The organism is Nocardia sp. NPDC059154 (genome assembly GCF_042755705.1).
In the GTDB taxonomy this organism is placed as follows: Bacteria; Actinomycetota; Actinomycetes; order Mycobacteriales; family Mycobacteriaceae; genus Nocardia.
The window spans coordinates 1-17,648 of the sequence record NZ_JBHZCS010000087.1; the positions used below are offsets into that span (position 1 = coordinate 1).

The 17,648-nt window shown below is 66.4% G+C and carries 17 protein-coding genes, 2 tRNA genes and 1 pseudogene; 15 read left to right on the forward strand and 5 right to left on the reverse strand.

The window, feature by feature from the left end:
* Positions 1-712: 712 nt before the first annotated feature.
* Positions 713-1,138 (forward strand): VOC family protein, encoded by a 426-nt coding sequence (locus tag ACFXN1_RS44565; protein ID WP_379402156.1) that lies wholly within the window; start codon positions 713-715, stop codon positions 1,136-1,138.
* A 125-nt stretch (positions 1,139-1,263) separates the two neighbouring features.
* Here ACFXN1_RS44565 and ACFXN1_RS44570 read toward each other — a convergent pair whose 3' ends face one another.
* Positions 1,264-1,725: a hypothetical protein gene (locus ACFXN1_RS44570; protein WP_379446338.1), complete on the reverse strand. Its 462-nt coding sequence runs from the start codon at positions 1,723-1,725 to the stop codon at positions 1,264-1,266.
* On the opposite strand from ACFXN1_RS44570, the gene ACFXN1_RS44575 reads away from it, so the two are divergent.
* Positions 1,687-1,911 carry a tyrosine-type recombinase/integrase gene (locus ACFXN1_RS44575; protein WP_379446337.1) on the forward strand — a complete coding sequence of 75 codons (225 nt, stop codon included), beginning with the start codon at positions 1,687-1,689 and terminating at the stop codon, positions 1,909-1,911. The two genes, ACFXN1_RS44570 and ACFXN1_RS44575, sit on opposite strands and share 39 nt — an antisense overlap.
* 42 nt (positions 1,912-1,953) lie before the next feature.
* Here ACFXN1_RS44575 and ACFXN1_RS44580 read toward each other — a convergent pair.
* Positions 1,954-2,040, reverse strand: a tRNA-Leu gene (locus ACFXN1_RS44580).
* A 223-nt stretch (positions 2,041-2,263) separates the two neighbouring features.
* On the opposite strand from ACFXN1_RS44580, the gene ACFXN1_RS44585 reads away from it, so the two are divergent.
* From ACFXN1_RS44585 to ACFXN1_RS44610, 6 genes and pseudogenes are all read left to right on the forward strand, one after another.
* A complete protein-coding gene (locus ACFXN1_RS44585; protein ID WP_213560578.1) occupies positions 2,264-2,887 on the forward strand; it encodes an ANTAR domain-containing response regulator in 624 nt (207 codons plus the stop codon).
* 273 nt (positions 2,888-3,160) lie between these two features.
* Entirely contained in the window at positions 3,161-4,345 is a 1,185-nt protein-coding gene (locus ACFXN1_RS44590; protein WP_379463944.1) for a branched-chain amino acid ABC transporter substrate-binding protein, read from the forward strand.
* Between the two features lie 74 nt (positions 4,346-4,419).
* Positions 4,420-5,460 carry a branched-chain amino acid ABC transporter permease gene (locus ACFXN1_RS44595; RefSeq protein ID WP_354846087.1) on the forward strand — a complete coding sequence of 347 codons (1,041 nt, stop codon included), beginning with the start codon at positions 4,420-4,422 and terminating at the stop codon, positions 5,458-5,460.
* Positions 5,457-6,686: a branched-chain amino acid ABC transporter permease gene (locus ACFXN1_RS44600; RefSeq protein ID WP_379402157.1), complete on the forward strand. Its 1,230-nt coding sequence runs from the start codon at positions 5,457-5,459 to the stop codon at positions 6,684-6,686. The genes ACFXN1_RS44595 and ACFXN1_RS44600 overlap by 4 nt, the downstream gene beginning before the upstream one ends.
* A pseudogene (locus ACFXN1_RS44605) lies at positions 6,683-7,684 on the forward strand (ABC transporter ATP-binding protein); the annotation flags it as partial. The gene ACFXN1_RS44600 and the pseudogene ACFXN1_RS44605, both read left to right, overlap by 4 nt.
* A gap of 111 nt (positions 7,685-7,795) precedes the next feature.
* Complete coding sequence (locus ACFXN1_RS44610) at positions 7,796-8,491, forward strand: ABC transporter ATP-binding protein (protein ID WP_364619648.1); 696 nt, start codon at positions 7,796-7,798, stop codon at positions 8,489-8,491.
* Between the two features lie 62 nt (positions 8,492-8,553).
* On the opposite strand, the gene ACFXN1_RS44615 is transcribed toward ACFXN1_RS44610, so the two are convergent.
* Positions 8,554-8,626: transfer RNA gene (locus ACFXN1_RS44615), tRNA-Trp, on the reverse strand.
* A 122-nt stretch (positions 8,627-8,748) separates the two neighbouring features.
* On the opposite strand from ACFXN1_RS44615, the gene polA reads away from it, so the two are divergent.
* The 3 genes from polA (at position 8,749) to ACFXN1_RS44630 (ending at position 12,454) form a co-directional block, all read left to right on the forward strand.
* Positions 8,749-11,484, forward strand: a complete 2,736-nt coding sequence (gene polA, locus ACFXN1_RS44620; RefSeq protein ID WP_379443846.1) for a DNA polymerase I — start codon at positions 8,749-8,751, stop codon at positions 11,482-11,484.
* Between the two features lie 303 nt (positions 11,485-11,787).
* Positions 11,788-11,931, forward strand: coding sequence for a hypothetical protein (locus ACFXN1_RS44625; protein ID WP_379443844.1), 144 nt, complete (start codon positions 11,788-11,790; stop codon positions 11,929-11,931).
* Positions 11,932-12,022: 91 nt separating this feature from the next.
* A complete protein-coding gene (locus ACFXN1_RS44630; RefSeq protein ID WP_379402160.1) occupies positions 12,023-12,454 on the forward strand; it encodes a 2-keto-3-deoxygluconate kinase in 432 nt (143 codons plus the stop codon).
* 145 nt (positions 12,455-12,599) lie between these two features.
* Here the strand turns inward: ACFXN1_RS44630 and trxA are convergent, their stop codons facing one another.
* Both trxA and ACFXN1_RS44640 read right to left on the reverse strand, forming a co-directional pair.
* The gene (gene trxA, locus ACFXN1_RS44635; RefSeq protein WP_120739276.1) at positions 12,600-12,965 is read right to left on the reverse strand and encodes a thioredoxin; all 366 of its coding nucleotides are present in this window, start codon (positions 12,963-12,965) and stop codon (positions 12,600-12,602) included.
* 81 nt (positions 12,966-13,046) lie between these two features.
* A complete protein-coding gene (locus tag ACFXN1_RS44640) occupies positions 13,047-13,562 on the reverse strand; it encodes a 2'-5' RNA ligase family protein (RefSeq protein WP_379443842.1) in 516 nt (171 codons plus the stop codon).
* Positions 13,563-13,651: 89 nt separating this feature from the next.
* Here ACFXN1_RS44640 and ACFXN1_RS44645 point away from each other — a divergent pair, with 89 nt between their 5' ends.
* The 4 genes from ACFXN1_RS44645 (at position 13,652) to ACFXN1_RS44660 (ending at position 17,595) form a co-directional block, all read left to right on the forward strand.
* A complete protein-coding gene (locus ACFXN1_RS44645; protein WP_379402162.1) occupies positions 13,652-14,737 on the forward strand; it encodes an isocitrate/isopropylmalate dehydrogenase family protein in 1,086 nt (361 codons plus the stop codon).
* A gap of 153 nt (positions 14,738-14,890) precedes the next feature.
* Positions 14,891-15,799 carry an ABC transporter substrate-binding protein gene (locus ACFXN1_RS44650; protein ID WP_379402163.1) on the forward strand — a complete coding sequence of 303 codons (909 nt, stop codon included), beginning with the start codon at positions 14,891-14,893 and terminating at the stop codon, positions 15,797-15,799.
* Positions 15,800-15,805: 6 nt separating this feature from the next.
* Complete coding sequence (locus tag ACFXN1_RS44655; RefSeq protein WP_379443840.1) at positions 15,806-16,756, forward strand: amino acid ABC transporter permease; 951 nt, start codon at positions 15,806-15,808, stop codon at positions 16,754-16,756.
* An 86-nt stretch (positions 16,757-16,842) separates the two neighbouring features.
* A complete protein-coding gene (locus ACFXN1_RS44660) occupies positions 16,843-17,595 on the forward strand; it encodes an amino acid ABC transporter ATP-binding protein (RefSeq protein WP_379443847.1) in 753 nt (250 codons plus the stop codon).
* The last annotated feature ends 53 nt before the right edge of the window (positions 17,596-17,648 follow it).

Here is a 17,648-nt window from a genome sequence, read left to right on the forward strand (position 1 = left end):
GAGCTTGGTGGCTGGCCCCAAGGCCGCGGTGCGCCGAGATTGGTAGCGCGAGGCAGCAGCGGTTCCACTTTGCTGCTGAACGCACTATTCTGCCGCTGATCGCTCGATCTGGGGCCCTGCCTAGTCCTCCTGGAGCGAGACAATCGGGCCATGGGGAAGGGGGAGACACCCAACCGCAGGATGATTCACCTCGGGAATGTGCCGGGCACTCGATTCGGTGAGGTGGGATCGACTGGGCATCCTCACCTGATCGGCTGGGGCTCGCACGTCCAGGAGGAGTCGGGGGGAGCTCCCTTCCCTGATCCTGTCTTCCTCATCCCTTCGCGGAAGTTCTTGGCCTGGAGAGCGTTTCAGACACCCTTGCGGCGTGCTGGCGTGTGCCGCAACGTGCCGACGCGCCGGGTGCGAGGAGCGTAGCGACGAGTGCCCGTGGCGTGTCGTAGCGCGGGGCGGCGCGCGCATGCGCGCCGCTCTTGAGTCTGTCTAGCTAAATTAGGCAAAGCGACGGTATCGCGGGCCAGGAATGACCGTGGAGACGGGAGCGGCTGGGACCTCTGCCCGGGCTCATTCTGGCCGTGCAAGTCTCAGCCGTGATCGGGGTGAAGATGCTCGGTCACCGAGTCACCTGAATGTCGTTGCATACCAGGTCAGGTACTATGCATTGGTCGAGATTGTGAGTGCACCCCGAGCTGCAAGCTAGAGGAGGCCACCCATGACTACTGCACAACAGTTCGAGTTTCCCCCGCGCGACGGTTTCGTGGTCACCCATTTCCTCGTCGTCTCTGACCAGGACAGATCGCGCGACTACTACCGGACTGTGTTCGGCGCCCAGGTCGTGCATGACCGTGACCCCGTCATCCTGCAGTTGGCCAACACCTGGCTGATCCTCAACGACGGCGGCGGTCCGACAGCGGACAAACCAACCGTAACCCTCACCACGCCGCAAGACCCCGATACGGTCAGCGCGTTCCTCAACATCCGCGTCGCCGACATCTACCGGTCGCAGCGCGAGTGGGCCGCCCGAGGTGCGGATTTTCTGACCGAACCGGTCGACCACCCTTACGAAATCCGAGCCTATATCCGTGATCCCGACGGCCACCTCATTGAAGTCGGCCAATCGACGGCGGCCCTAACCTGATCACCCGGCTGATAGTCCGGCAGGATGCTCGTCTTGATCATGTCCGCGATCTGCTCCGCCAGTGTCAAGCCCGGCTGTCCCATTACCGACGCCGCGGCCACCCACTCACCTGCATGTCGTTGCGGCTAGGCGGCGAGACCGAGTAGCTGCAAGGCTTCCGTGTTGAACTCCTGGACGGCGGGTAACGTGCCGAATGGCTTGAGGGTCTTCTGAAGGTCGGTCACCGCTTCGAGGCACCGGGGCGAGTTGACCGAGGATGTCAGGTGCACAACGATTTTCGCGCGCTCGGCAGCGGCTTCGATCTCGTTGCGTTGTACAAGGCTCATTGCGACGGCAGCTTGGCTGAGGCCACCTCGCCGGGCGCGGCGTTGCTCGAGACACGCTTGGATCGATAGATCCGCAAACCGCTCGATCTCGGTGGGTTGCTTGAGGTCACGGAAGCAAACCGCGGCCTCGCCGAAGAAGTAGGCGGGATCAATGAACCGTGCCCACTCGGGTATCTCACCTCGACGGAGTTCCGCTGGATCTTCGATCGGGCACTGACCGAGGTGGGGCTGAAAGGTGTCGTGCCGCATGGCCTTCGGCACACGGCTGCCTCGTTAGCGATCAGTGCGGGGGCGAATATCGAAGTTGTGCAACGGATGCTCGGGCACAAGACGGCGATGCTGACCTTGGGCTTGTACGGTCACCTGTTCCCGGATGATCTGGATACTGTAGCGGCGGGAATGGATGCGGGCGCGCAAGCTGCTGCGGACCAATTGCGGACCGCATGAAAGAAGGGCCGTCCCGGATATCTCCGGAACAGCCCTTGACCTTGGTGCCGAGTGTGGGACTCGAACCCACACGTCCTTTCGGACAACGGTTTTTGAGACCGTCGCGTCTGCCAGTTCCGCCAACCCGGCGCACCGGGAAGAAATGATAGCGGGTGGAGGGGAGAAGAGACTAATCGAGGGGGTCGGGGGACTGCCGGGTTGTGATACTGGTCGGTTTGCGCTGGGTACGTGGGTTGTGGGGGCGGGTGAACGGTACTCTTTGGGGTGACTCGATGCGTGCTGGTCCTGCGAGGGTGGCGCAAGGCGAGGTGGCATCGGGTTATCGGTATTCGGAAGCGACAGGGGTTCATCTATGGGAACGACAGCAGGGGGCGGTTCGAAGAAGGACGCTGCAGCGTCCGCCCCCAAGCGGGTGGTGGTTGCCGAGGACGAGGCGCTCATCCGGATGGACCTGGTGGAGATGCTCTCGGAGGAGGGCTATCACGTGGTGGGTGAGGCGGGAGACGGTCAGCAGGCCGTGGATCTCGCCGAGGAGCTGCGGCCGGATCTGGTGATCATGGACGTGAAGATGCCGCGTCGGGACGGCATCGACGCGGCGGCCGAGATCGCGTCGAAACGCGTTGCGCCGGTGGTCATCCTGACCGCCTTCAGCCAGCGCGATCTGGTGGAGCGGGCGCGCGACGCGGGCGCGATGGCGTACCTGGTGAAGCCGTTCACCAAGTCGGATCTGGTGCCGGCCATCGAATTGGCCGCGTCGCGATTCCATGAGATCGCGGCGCTCGAGAGCGAGGTCGCGAATCTGACCGACCGGCTCGAGACCCGCAAGCTGGTCGAGCGTGCCAAGGGTGTGCTGATGCAGACCCAGGGGCTGTCCGAGCCGCAGGCGTTCAAGTGGATTCAGCGCACGGCCATGGATCGTCGCACCACCATGAAGGCGGTCGCGGAAGTGGTGCTGGAGAACCTCGCGCCGAAGTAAGCCGCATTTGCCGCGTCGTCGCCCTGCTGTTGCCGCTAATGCACTGGAGGAATTAACAGTGCGGTAACAGCAGGGCCTTCTGCTTTTGTTGCGATGTCACATGGATGATTCGAATGTGATGCGGAGCTAACGTGGCGGGGCTATGTTCTGGACGGGCCGATCGATGGGGCGGCCCTCCTCGGTCACCCCGGGGGAGCACAGAACATGAGGTGAATCGTGCTTGGTTCATTGACGCGCACGTCGTCCCTGCGACGCAGTCGCACGGCGCGAGCGGTGGTCATCGGAGCGGCGGCCGTACTCGCTCTGGCGTCGGCGGGATGCAGTAGCAAATCAACGGATAATTCGGGTGGTGGCTCGAATCTGACCATTCAGCCGCTCGTACAGGTGGATGGCCAGGGCAAGGAAGTTCCGGCGAAGGACACCAGCGCGGCCGCGGATCCGGCCGGCGACGGCAAGGGGAAATGCGCACCCCAGACGATCGCGATGGCGGGCCCGCTGACCGGTGACAACGCCAACCTCGGCCTGAACATCATCCGCGGCGTGAAACTGGCGCTGGACCAGCACAACAAGGCCAACCCGGGCTGCCAGGTGACGGTCAAGGAATTCGACACCGAGGGCGACCCGCAGAAGGCCACCCAGGTCATCCCGACCATCGTCAGCGATCCGTCGATCGTGGCCCTGATCGGCCCGACCTTCTCCGGCGAGACCAAGGCGACCGGCGCGATCCTCAACCAGGCCAATCTGCTGTCGCTGACGCCGTCGGCCACCAACGTCACCCTCACCACCAACGGCTGGAACAACTTCTTCCGTGGCCTGGGCAACGATGGCATCCAGGGTCCGGCCGTGGCCGGATACCTCAAGGGCACCGGCAAGTTCAAGAAGATCTGCGTCATCGCCGACGACTCGGACTACGGCACCGGCCTGGCCAAGACCGTCACCGAGGGCCTGGGCTCGATCGCCGACCCGAGCTGCGCGGCCAACGTGAAGCAGAAGGACAAGGACTTCTCCGCGACGGTGTCCAAGATGGCCTCGGCCAAGCCGGACGGCATCTTCTACGCCGGCTACTACGCCGAGGCGTCCCCGCTGGTCAGCCAGCTGCGCAATGGCGGCGTGACCGCGACCTTCATCTCCGACGACGGCACCAAGGACGTCGAATTCGTCAAGCAGGCGGGCAATGCCTCGAAGGACGCGCTGCTGTCGTGCCCGTGTGGCCCGGCGACGGACAAGTTCACCACCGCCTACAAGGCATTCAACAACTATGACCCGGGCACCTATTCGACCGAGGGCTACGACCTGACCACCATCGTGCTCAAGGGCATCGAGGCCGGTAAGGTCACCCGCCCCGATCTGGTCGATTTCGTGCGGAACTACGACGGCCAGGGCCTGGCCCGCGAATACAAGTGGGGCCCCACCGGTGAATTGGCGAACGCTTTGATCTGGATGTACCAGGTCAAGTAGCACTCACTATTCGGAACAGCGTGTGCCGAATCGTTTCGGCGCACGCTGTTTTCCTCGGACGGCGAAAGTAACGAATGTCTGCACCCGCTCTGGCCGATGTGACCCTCCTTGCGAGCAGTTCCATCGAATTCAATGTCTCCGGCGTAGTCGACCAATTCTGGCGGCTGACCGTCGAAGGTTTGACCTACGGTTCGATCTATGCCCTGGTCGCGGTCGGATACACACTGGTCTACGGTGTGTTGCGCCTGATCAATTTCGCCCATTCGGAAGTTTTCATGCTGGGCATGTTCGGCCAGCTGGTCGGGCTGATGGTCTTCGGATTCGCCGCCAGTGGCGATGTGTATTCCCAGGGCGTCGTCTCGACCGTCATCTATCTCGGCGCCGCCATGGTCTTCGGCATGCTGGTCTCCGGCGCGGCCGCGGTGGGCCTGGAGCGGGTCGCGTACCGCCCGCTGCGCAAACGCGGCGCGAAACCGCTGATCTTCCTGATCACCGCGATCGGAATGTCGTTCGTACTGCAGGAATTCGTGCACTACGTGCTGCCGAAGCTGACCGGCAACAAGCTCGGCGGCACCAATGCGCAGCAGCCGATCGTGCTGGTGAAGCCCACCGAGCAGTTCCAGATCTTCGGCGCTTCGGTCACGAATATCTCGCTGGTGATCGTGCTGGCGGCGATCGCGCTGGCGCTCACCACCGAATTGCTCATCAATAAAACGAAATTCGGCCGCAGCATTCGCGCGGTGGCGCAGGATCCCGATACCGCCACGCTGATGGGCGTCTCCCGGGAGCGGGTCATCATGCTGACGTTTCTCATCGGCGGCGTGCTCGCGGGTGCGGCCGCGCTGCTGTACACGCTCAAGATCCCCAACGGCATCATCTACAACGGCGGATTCATTCTGGGCATCAAGGCGTTCAGCGCCGCGGTACTGGGCGGCATCGGCAATCTGCGCGGCGCGCTGCTCGGCGGCCTGCTGCTGGGTCTGGCCGAGGATTACGGGCAGATCCTGTTCGGCACGCAGTGGCGTGATGTGGTGGCCTTCGTGGTGCTGGTCGGCGTGCTGATGATTCGCCCGACCGGCATTCTGGGCGAGAGCCTGGGGAGGGCGCGGGCATGACGACGACGAAACCGGCCCCCGTGCCGCAGCATTCGCCCGCCGGACGGGGCGTCGGCGACGCCATCCGCAACTGGTGGGGCGGGCTGTCCCGTCCCGCGCAGTGGGCGTTCGGCGTACCGGCGGTCATCGTGCTGGCCGTGCTGCCGCTGTTCAAGCTGCCGCTGCTGGACACCCCCGGCACCAGCTTCGGCGGGGTGATGGCGCAGTTCGCCATGTACGCCCTCATCGCCATCGGCCTGAATGTGGTTGTGGGACAGGCGGGTCTGCTCGACCTGGGATATGTCGGCTTCTACGCGGTCGGCGCGTATTCGGTGGGTCTGCTCACCAGCCCGAACAGCCCGTGGAATCAGACCAACGGCGGCTTCCTCGACCCCAAGTGGGCATGGCTGGCGTGTGTGCCCATCGCGATCCTGCTGACGGCCATCTCCGGCCTGATCCTGGGCACGCCCACCCTGCGCCTGCGTGGCGACTACCTCGCCATCGTGACCCTCGGCTTCGGTGAGATCGTGCGGCTGCTGGCCGACAATCTGCCCGAGATCACCAATGGCAGCCTCGGGCTGTCGCGGATCCAGTATCCGAAGCTAGGTGAGTCGGACACTCACCCCGGCGGCTATTTCTCCTCCGGCAACCTGGGCGATACCAGCAGCTGGAATCCCTTGGACCGGGCCAACTCCGGCACCTGGTGGTACTGGCTCGGCATCGTGCTGGTGGTCGGCGTGCTGATGCTGGTCGGCAATCTCGAGCGCAGCCGTGTCGGCCGCGCTTGGGTGGCCATCCGCGAGGACGAGGACGCCGCCGAGATCATGGGCGTGCCCACCTTCAAGTTCAAACTGTGGGCCTTCACCATCGGCGCGGCCATCGGCGGCCTGTCCGGCGCGCTGTACGCAGGCCAGGTGCAGTTCATCAACCCGGCCGGATTCAATGTCATCAACTCGATGCTGTTCCTGTGCGCGGTGGTGCTGGGCGGCCAGGGCAACAAGCTCGGCGTGATCGTCGGCGCGTTCCTGATCGTGTACCTGCCCAACCGGTTCATGTCGGTGAATGTGGGCGGGCAGTCGCTGGGCGATTACAAGTATCTGTTCTTCGGACTCACGCTGGTGGTGGTGATGATCTTCCGGCCGCAGGGTCTGTTCCCGGCTCGGCAGAAACTGCTCGCCTACGGGCGGCAGGTGTATCGGGCGGTGCGACGGCCGGTGGCCGCGCAGGCGACGGGAGCGGGGCAATGACGGGGCCGGGCGACGCGCTCTTCGACAACGAGGACATGGCGGCCGGGTACGCGACGCCGGAGGTCGAACCCAGCGCGGGCACGCTGGACGTGACCGAGGTGCTGCCGGTCTACAAGGACCACGATGTGGTCGCGGAAGTCGTTGCGCCGCACCGGGAGATCGAGACCGCGATCGGCGCGCCGCTGCTGCGCACCGACGGGCTGACGGTGAAGTTCGGCGGTCTCACCGCGCTGGACGCCGTGAGCTTCGAGATCCGCCGCGGCGAGATCCTCGGGCTCATCGGACCCAATGGCGCGGGCAAGACGACCTGCTTCAACGCCATCTCCGGCGTGTACCGGCCGTCCGGCGGCACCGTCTACTTCGACGGCAAGCCGCTCACCAAGACCAAGCGCAACGAGATCACCCGCCTGGGTATCGCGCGCACCTTCCAGAACATCCGGCTCTTCGGCGAGATGACCGCGCTGGAGAACGTGGTGGTGGGCGCGGACGCCCGGCACCGGACCTCGGTCCCGGGCGCCATCTTCCGCACCGCCCGGCATCGGAGCGAGGAGCGCGACTCGCTCGAAAGAGGCATGGCGCTCCTGGAATTCGTCGGCATCGCCGCACACGCGGTGGAGAAGGCGCGCAACCTCTCCTACGGCGATCAGCGCCGCCTGGAGATCGCCCGCGCGCTGGCGACGGAACCGAAACTGCTGTGCCTGGACGAGCCTGCCGCCGGCTTCAACCCGAGCGAGAAGTCGGCGCTCATGGATCTGATCCGCAAGATCCGCGACGACGGCTACACCGTGCTGCTCATCGAGCACGACATGCGGCTGGTCATGGGCGTGACCGACCGCATCGTGGTGCTCGAGTTCGGCCGCAAGATCGCCGACGGGCTGCCCGACCAGATCCGCCAGGACCCGGCGGTGATCAATGCGTATCTGGGCGTGCCCGACGAGGCGGAGGCCGCGGACGCCGGCGTCGAGCAGGCCGCGGCCGCGCCGGACGCCGGCGCGGAGCTGGACCCGGGCAAGCCTGGCGCACAACCGATTCCGGACCCGATCAACCCCATCCTGGTGCCGGACATACCGGAAACCCCGTCCGATCAGCCCCTGCTGACGGTCGAGGACATGGTGGTCAACTACGGCAGAATCCAAGCCCTGCACGGCATCTCGCTGTCGGTCGGCCAGGGCGAGCTGGTGACCCTGCTGGGCGCCAATGGCGCGGGCAAGACCACCACCATGCGTGCCCTGTCCGGCCTGCTGCCGCTCTCCCGCGGCCGCATCATGTTCCAGGGCCGCGACATCACCCGCATGAAGGCCCACGAACGCGTCGTGGCCGGCCTGATCCAGGCCCCCGAGGGCCGCGGCGTCTTCCCCGGCATGACGGTCCAGGAAAACCTCGACATGGGTTGCCACGCACGACCGTTCAAGGCCAAGGCCGACTACACCCACACCCTGGACTGGGTCTACGAGCTGTTCCCGCGACTGCTCGAACGCCGGCGCCAGGTGGGCGGCACCCTCTCCGGCGGCGAGCAGCAGATGCTGGCCATCGGCCGCGCCCTTATGGCCCGCCCCCAGCTGCTGCTGCTGGACGAGCCGTCGATGGGCTTGGCCCCCATGGTGATCCAGCAGATCTTCCGCATCATCGCCGACATCAACGCCCAGGGCACCACGGTCCTGCTGGTCGAGCAGAACGCCCAGCAGGCGCTGACCCGCAGCGACCGCGCCTACATCCTGGAAACCGGCGAGGTCACCAAAACCGGCGGCGGCCGGGCCCTCCTGCACGACCCCGCCGTCAAGTCCGCCTACCTCGGCGTCGGCTGACGCCCCGGCCCCGAAAAGCATTCGGGCCGGTCACCTTCCGGTGACCGGCCCGAAGCCCTCTGCAGGGGCGACAGGAATCGAACCTGCAACCTGCCGCTTTGGAGACGGCTGCTCTGCCAATTGAGCTACACCCCTTGGCGAGGGCATACGCTACCAGGTAGCCCCGCCGCGATGAAATCGGTTTTGCTGACCTGCGGCGACGGGCCGAGTATGCCCGCTGCCCACGGATGTCGGAGGGGATACCTAGACTCTGTCGGGTGACCCCTGCCTCTACTGATCAGCGTCCTGGTGTTGTGCCCGCATCTGCGTCCGGGGAGCAGCCGACCCTGCTGCTGCTGGATGGGCATTCGCTGGCCTATCGCGCGTTCTACGCGCTGCCGGCGGAGAACTTCAAGACGCAGAGTGGGCAGACCACCAATGCCGTGTACGGGTTCACGGCGATGCTGATCAATCTGCTGCGGGACGAGAAGCCCACGCATGTGGCGGCGGCGTTCGACGTGAGCCGGAAGACCTTCCGGACCGAGGCGTTCCCCGAGTACAAGGCGAACCGGATCAGCACGCCCGACGAGTTCCGGGGCCAGGTGGAGACCACCCAGGAAGTGCTGGGGGCATTGGGGATTCCGGTGATGGCCATCGAGGGATATGAGGCGGACGATCTGATCGCCACCCTCACCACGCAGGCCGTGCCCGAGGGATTCCGGGTGCTCATCGTGACCGGTGACCGCGATTCGCTGCAGCTGGTCAATGACAACGTCACCGTCCTCTACCCGAAGAAGGGCGTCTCCGAGCTGACCCGGTTCACCCCGGCGGCGGTGGAGGAGAAGTACGGGCTCACCCCGCAGCAGTATCCGGACTTCGCGGCGCTGCGCGGCGACCCGAGCGACAACCTGCCCGGCATCCCGGGTGTGGGGGAGAAGACCGCCGCCAAGTGGGTGCGCGAATACGGTGATCTGGCCACGCTGGTCGACCAGGTGGACAAGGTCAAGGGCAAGGTCGGAGACGCGTTGCGCGCCAACCTGTCCAGCGTCGTGCTCAACCGTCAGCTCACCGAGATGGTGAAGGACGTGCCGCTGCCCTATACCCCGGAGCAGCTGGCCGTGCAGCCGTGGGACCGGGAGAAGATCCACCGCCTGTTCGACGAGCTGGAGTTCCGCGTCCTGCGCGATCGCCTCTTCGACACCCTGGCCCCGGTGGAACCCGAGGCCGAGGCCGGTTTCGAGATCAGCGGCAGCACCCTCGCGGCCGGTACGGTCGCGGACTGGCTGGCCGAGCACGCCGGAACCGGTGTGCGGCACGGTGTTTCCGTGGTCGGCACCGGCTCGCCGAATAACGGCGACACCCAGGCCATCGCGCTCGCCGCCGCCGACGGCGAGGGCGCCTACATCGACGTGCACACCCTCACCCCGGAGGACGAGAAGGCGCTGGGCGCCTGGCTCGCCGACGCCGAGATCCCGAAGGCGTTGCACGAGGCCAAGACCGCCATGCACGCGCTGCGCGGCCGCGGCTGGCAGCTGGGCGGGCTCACCAGCGACACCGCGCTGGCCGCCTACCTGATCCTGCCCGGCCAGCGCACCTTCAACCTGGAAGACCTGTCGCTGCGCTACCTGAGCCGGGAGTTGCGCGTCGACAATGTCGGCGAGAGCCAGCTGTCGCTGCTCGACGACGAGGAGCAGGTCGACGCCGAGGTCGCCAATGCCCAGATGCTGCGCGCCCGTGCGGTTTCCGACCTCGCCGACGCCTTCGACACCGAACTCGAGCGCATCGAGTCCACCGCCCTGCTGGGCGATATGGAACTCCCGCTGCTGAGCGTGCTGGCCGATCTGGAGGCCGCGGGCATCGCCGTCGACACGGCCAAGCTGGAAGAGCTGCAGCGAGACTTCGCCGACCGCGTCGCCGACGCCGCGAACGCCGCCTACGGTGAAATCGGCAGGCAGATCAACCTGGGCTCGCCCAAGCAGCTGCAGGTGGTGCTGTTCGACGAGCTCGACATGCCGAAGACCAAGCGCACCAAGACCGGCTACACCACCGACGCCGACGCGCTCGAGGGTCTCTACGAGAAGACCCAGCACCCGTTCCTGCAGCACCTGCTCGAGCACCGCGACGCCACCCGGCTGAAGGTGACCGTGGACGGGCTGCTCAAATCGGTCGCCGACGACGGGCGCATCCACACCACCTTCAATCAGACGGTCGCGGCCACGGGCCGGCTCTCCTCGACCGAGCCCAACCTGCAGAACATCCCGATCCGCACCGATATGGGCCGCCGCATCCGCGACACCTTCGTGGTGGGCGCGGGCTACGAGTCGCTGATGACCGCCGACTACAGCCAGATCGAAATGCGGATCATGGCCCACCTCTCCAAGGACGAGGGCCTGATCGAGGCCTTCAACTCCGGCGAGGACCTGCACAACTTCGTCGCCTCCAAGGCCTTCGACATCCCCATCTCCGAGGTGGATCCGGAACTGCGCCGCCGCATCAAGGCCATGTCGTACGGCCTGGCCTACGGCCTGTCCGCCTACGGCCTGTCCCAGCAGTTGAAGATCAGCGCCGACGAGGCCAAGGTCCAGATGGACATCTACTTCAACCGTTTCGGCGCCATCCGCGACTATCTGCGCGACGCCGTCGAGCAGGCCCGCAAGATCGGCTACACCGAGACCCTCTTCGGCCGCCGCCGCTATCTGCCGGATCTGGACTCCAGCAACCGGCAGCGTCGCGAGGCCGCCGAGCGGATGGCCCTCAACGCCCCCATCCAGGGCACGGCCGCCGACATCATCAAGGTCGCCATGATCGACACCCAGCAGGCGATCCGGGCGGCCGGGCTGAAGTCCCGGATGCTGTTGCAGATTCACGACGAACTCGTCTTCGAGGTCGCTCCCGGCGAGCGTGAGCAACTGGAATCGCTTGCGCGCGAGCACATGTCCAATGCCATCGAACTCTCGGTGCCGCTCGAGGTCTCGGTGGGCGTGGGCCGCAGCTGGGATTCGGCCGCGCACTAGAAACTCGACACGCGCCTGCGAGTCGCGCGACACGCGGACTGCCCGCACCGGACTTCGGTGCGGGCAGTTCTCATCCGTGAGCCCGATCCGGCACTGCGATTTCCGTGCGCGCCACCGCGTGTACGCCTTGTCGGAATTGCCGTGAGCTGGGCATGTTCACGTATCGGATGTCTACGGGCCCCATGGTGTTTGCTCGCGCGCTTTCACGGGCCGGTGTGGCGCCCGTCGCACATCCGGTGACCTGCGGCGAAGTTACTCATGGGTCGATTGCGAATATGGTTGCCATTGCGAGGGTGTCCCCCTATGCTCGACCCCGTGCCGAATCCCGCCTACAGCCGCAGCGCAGCGCTCGATGTCGCCGACCGCGACCGCGCCGCGCTCATTTCGCTCACCGCGAGTGTGGCTGGCGCGCGCGTACTCGTAGTTCTCCGCCGTAGCGGGGTCTGATTCGGACCGGCCCCTCGCTGCGGCCGAATGAACTTTTCTTGCTGGTCCCCTCTGTCACTTTCTTCGGAAGAAGTCGGGAAGACCTAGTTCAATGACCATCACCATTGATACCGCCGCGTTCATCGCCGCTGCCCCCGCGAGTCTGCGGACCGAGTGCATCGGCCTGACCCCCGCCGAGTTCCACGACCGGTACTGCGCCCCGACGGGCCCGGTCAAGCTCAGCGACTGGACCCCGATCGGCCACCGCGCCGGCACCGCCACCCTGGAGATCGCCGATCACCTGCGCACCGTCGTGGCGACGGGCAGCCCGGTGGCGGCGCTGACCTCGGCCCTCTACGACGAGGGCTACCCGGTGGAGATCCTCGCGTTCCACCAGCGCCGCACCGCGGACGGCATGGCCACCTTCATCCAGTGCGAGTTCAACGGCCGCCGCGGCTGGGGCGCCGCCCTCGCCGACGATCCGGCCGAATCCACCATCCGCGCCATGATCGCCGGCATCAACCGGCTCGGTTCGCACTTCTGAGCGAAGCAGGAACCCGGCCCCGCTGCTGAGGCAGCGGGGCCGGGCTGCGTGAGGTGCCGGCTGAAAAGCCGTGGGATGTCGGCTGAAAAGCCAAGCGCCGCAACTCCTTCCGGGGTTGCGGCGCTGAGTTCGCCAGGTGCGCGGCCTACTTCGACTCTTGTTCGGCGATCTGCTTGCGGACCTCGTCCATGTCGAGGGCCTTCACCTGGGTGACCAGGTCCTCGAGGGCGGCCGGGGGCAGCGCGCCGGGCTGGGCGAAGACGAGCACGCCCTCGCGGAAGGCCATGATCGTCGGGATCGAGCGGATATTGGCGGCGGCGGCCAGGCCCTGCTGGTCTTCGGTGTCCACCTTGCCGTGCACCACGTCGGGGTGCGTCTCCGACGACTTCTCGAAGGTCGGGGCGAAGCTGCGGCACGGGCCGCACCACGATGCCCAGAAGTCGACGAGAACGACGTCGTTGCCGGTGACTACCTCGTCGAAGTTCTGCTCGGTCAGGGTCTGGGTGGCCATGGTTTCCTCTCGTATCGATGTCCCCCGGTCCAACACGGGGCCCGCTGGTTATCTTCCCTGGGTGATCGGCCGGTCGGTCGTTCAGAGTCGTTCGGTCCCGGAAATGGGCCACTCGTCACGCCGGTCACCGTCCCATCGCCGGACGCCCTCTACGGTAGCCCGGAAGTCCTTGTCCCAGGCCACCGTGTCGAGCGCCGCCTCGAGTTGTCCCGGCCGCAGCCGCCGCGCGAGCGTGACGTGCGGCGTCCAGATGTCCGGGCGCACGTTGGCGGGAATGCCCGGGCACTCCTCGATGACGCGGAACAGCCTGTGCTGCAGGGCGATCAGTGGTGCGGAGGGCACCACGGCCCGGACCAGAATGGGCGTGCGTGCGCCGAACACCAGCAGTCCGCCCAGCCGGATCGGAAAGGGCCGAAACTCCTGGCGCGCCAAGGCTTTATCGAGTCGCGGCCAGATCTCGGAGGCGACCGCGAGGGTGATGTGCGGCCGGTGCTCGGGCCCGGGCGCGTGCAATCCGATTTCGCGCAGCAGCGCCCACTGCCGCCGCACCTCGGCCTCGGCCGTCACGTCGAGCACCAGTTCCACCGATTGCACCATGGTGTCCCGAACCTACGCCGAGATCTCGAAACATGCGCGGCCGTGTGCCGGAGCGCGGCCGCCGTGGGGGTTGCGCGAGGATGGCTCCCATGAGCGACAGCGACACTCGAGTACGCCTGGGCCTGTTGGAGGGTGACGGCATCGGCCCGGAAATCGTGCGCGCCACCCGGGATGTGGTCGACGACGCCTTCCGGGCCACGGGTCTGCCGCCGGTGGAATGGGTGACGCTGCCGCTGGGACACGCGGCGATCGAGCAGTACGGCAACCCGGTACCCGAGCAGACCCTCGACGGGCTGGCCGAACTGGACGCCTGGATCATGGGCCCGCACGACAGCGCCTCCTACGCGCCCGAGCACCGCACCGGCCTGCCGCCGGCGGGCGCGGTGCGGAAACGCTTCGGGCTCTACGCCAATATCCGCCCGGCCCGCACCCTCGAGGGCGTGCGCTCGGTCGCCCCGGCCATGGATCTGCTGATCCTGCGCGAGAACACCGAGGGCCTCTACGCCGACCGCAATATGGCCGCGGGCTCCGGCGAATTCCAGCCGTCGCCGGATGTGGCGCTGGCCGTCGGCGTGTTCACCCGCCCGGCGATCGAGCGCATCGCGCACCTGAGTTTCGAGATCGCGAGTGAGCGCTCCAAGAAGGTGACCATCGTGCACAAGGCGAACGTGCTGCCCATGACCATGGGCATGTTCCGCGACGTCTGCTACGAGGTGGCTGCGCAGTATCCCGACATCGAGGTCGGCGACGAGCACGTCGACGCCGCGGCCGCGCATCTGGTCCGCGCGCCCCAGGACTACGACGTGATCGTCACCGAAAACCTCTTCGGCGACATCCTTTCCGATCTGGCGGGGGAGTTGAGCGGTTCGCTCGGGATGGCGGCGTCGGTGAACTGTTCGGACACGCAGATCATGGCGCAGGCCGTGCACGGCGCGGCCCCCACGCTGGCCGGGCGCAATCGCGCGAATCCGGTGGCGCTGTTCAACTCCGCCGCGGGCATGTTGCGCTGGATGAGCCGGACCCCGCGCTACGGCGCCCTGTGGCGGGTGGGCGACCGGGTGGAACACGCGGTTGCGGATACGTTGCGGGCCGGTGTTGCGACGTCTGATTTGGGTGGGCTAGCCTCTACCTCCGAATTCACCGAGCAGGTGCGCGCCCGGCTGCACCGCTGGTGAGCGCGCACTTCCGGGACCGGGCGTGTTCGGCCACGCGATGGCGTGTCGCCGATTAATGTTCGGTTACCGACCGACACGGACGGTGTCACTCGCTTACATTTCAAACGGCGGGCGACGCCCGGATGTCGCGCACCCGAACTGTGGAGGACTGCTGTGTCTGTTCGTAACTCTCTTCGCGGGCGTGTCCTGCGGGCCGCTGTCGTCGTCGCCGGTGGCGCTCTCGCACTGACCGCGTGTACCAGCAATTCCGAGACCAGCGGCCCCGATGTGGCCAAGGTCGACGTGGCCAAGGTCGACACCATCGCCGCCAAGGTGCCCGCCGACATCAAGTCCTCCGGCAAGCTGATCGTCGGTGTGAACGTGCCCTATCAGCCCAACGAGTACCGGGATCCGAGCAGCGGCAAGATCGTCGGCTTCGACGTCGATCTGATGGACGCGGTCGCCAAGGTGCTGGGCCTGTCGGCCGACTACAAGGAAGCCGACTTCGAGAAGATCATCCCCTCCATCGAGGCGGGCACCTTCAATCTCGGCATGTCCTCCTTCACCGACAACAAGGAGCGCGAGGCCACCGCCGACTTCGTCGACTACTTCTCCGCGGGCAGCCAGTGGGCCCAGCAGAAGGGCAAGCCGGTCGACCCGAACAATGCCTGCGGCAAACGAGTCGCGGTGCAGCGCACCACCGTTCAGGACACCGACGAGATCCCGGCCAAGTCCAAGGCCTGCACCGACGCGGGCAAGCCGGAGATCCAGAAGGTCGCCTACGACGAGCAGTCCGCCGCCGCCAACGCGCTGGTGCAGGGTCAGGTCGACGCCATGTCCGCCGACTCCCCGGTGACCGCGTACGCCATCAAGCAGGCCGGCGACAAGATCGAGGCGGCCGGCAAGATCTTCGACTCCGCGCCCTACGGCTGGCCGGTCAAGAAGAGCTCGCCGCTCGCGCCGGTGCTGCAGGAAGCCGTGCAGTATCTGATGGACAACGGGCAGTACAAGAAGATCGCCGAGAACTGGGGTGTCCAGGAGGGCGCGATCACCAAGTCGGGCATCAACGGGGCGACGAGCTAAAGAATTATGTCGCAGGACGAGACCAATTCCGCAGCCTCGGCTGCGTCGGCGGTCGCGAGCACCGAGCCCGAGCCGATCAAAGCGATTCCGCTGCGACGGCCGGGCCGGTGGATCGCCGCCGCGATCATTCTGATTGCCCTGGCCCTGTTCGTGTGGGGCGCCAAGACCAACGAGGCGTACCACTGGGACACCTACTTCAAGTACCTGGGTGACAAGCGAATCGCCAAGGGCGCGTTGGTCACTCTGGAACTGACCGTGCTGGCCATGGTGATCGGCGTGGTGCTGGGCGTGTTGCTGGCGGTCATGCGGCTGTCGCCCAATCCGGTGCTGCGCTCGGTGGCGTGGGCGTACCTGTGGATCTTCCGCGGGACGCCGGTCTATGTGCAGCTGGTGTTCTGGGGTCTGTTCCCGTCGCTGTACAAGACGGTGACCGTGGGCGTGCCGTTCGGGCCGTCGCTGACGCACTTCGATGTGCAGCACTGGTCCGCGCCGTTCTTCTTCGCCATGATCGGCCTGGGGCTCAACGAGGCGGCCTACATGGCCGAAATCGTCCGCGCCGGGATCAATTCCGTGGGCGAGGGGCAGCGCGAGGCGTCGGTGGCGCTGGGCATGTCGTGGTCGCAGACCATGACCCGCACGGTGCTGCCGCAGGCCATGCGGGTGATCATCCCGCCCACCGGCAACGAGCTGATCTCCATGCTGAAGACCACGTCGCTGGTGACGGCCATCCCGCTCACCACCGACCTCTACGGCCGGGCCCGCGACATCTACAGCATCAACTTCCAGCCGATTCCGCTGCTGCTGGTGGCCGCCACCTGGTACCTGCTCATCACGAGCGTGCTCATGATCGGCCAGTACTACCTGGAGCGGTACTACTCGCGGGGTAGTTCGCGGCAGTTGACCGCAAAGCAGTTGCGCGCCTTGGCCCAGGCGCAGGGCCCCGGATCGGTGAGGTGACCGCGGACATGTCCGACGACTCGATGTCGTTCTCCAAGGATCCGTCGCCGCTGGTCGAGGACGCGCTGCCGCCGTCGGCGGTGCCGATGGTGCGGGCCGACCGGGTGTGCAAGAACTTCGGCGCGCTGCAGGTGCTCAAGGGCATCACGCTGGAGGTGAAGCGCGGTGAGGTGCTGTGCCTGATCGGCCCGTCCGGCTCCGGCAAGTCGACCTTCCTGCGCTGCATCAACCACCTCGAGCAGGTGAACGCCGGACGGCTCTATGTGGACGGCGATCTGGTCGGCTACCGCGAGAAGAACGGCAAGCTCTACGAGCTGCACCCGCGCGATGCCGCCAAGCAGCGCCGCGACATCGGCATGGTCTTCCAGCACTTCAATCTGTTCCCGCACCGCACGGCGCTGGAGAACATCATCGAAGCGCCGACCCAGGTCAAGAAGCTCAAGCGGCCCGCCGCGGTCGCCCGGGCCCGGGAGCTGCTGGACCGAGTCGGGTTGGCGGACAAGGCCGATGCCTACCCCGCCCAGCTCTCCGGCGGTCAGCAGCAGCGCGTGGCCATCGCGCGTGCCCTTGCCATGGACCCCAAGCTCATGCTCTTCGACGAGCCCACCTCGGCGCTGGACCCCGAGCTCGTGGGCGAGGTCCTCGGTGTCATGCGAGAACTCGCGGCATCCGGCATGACCATGATCGTGGTGACCCACGAGATGGGCTTCGCCCGTGAGGTGGCCGATCAGCTGGTCTTCATGGACGGCGGTGTCGTCGTCGAGGCGGGCAACCCGCGCGAGGTGCTCGCCAACCCCCAGCACGACCGGACCAAGGCGTTCCTGTCGCGCATTCTGTAGGCGCACAACACGATCAGGGAGCTGTCCGGGCGGAATTCACCCGAATTCCCCGC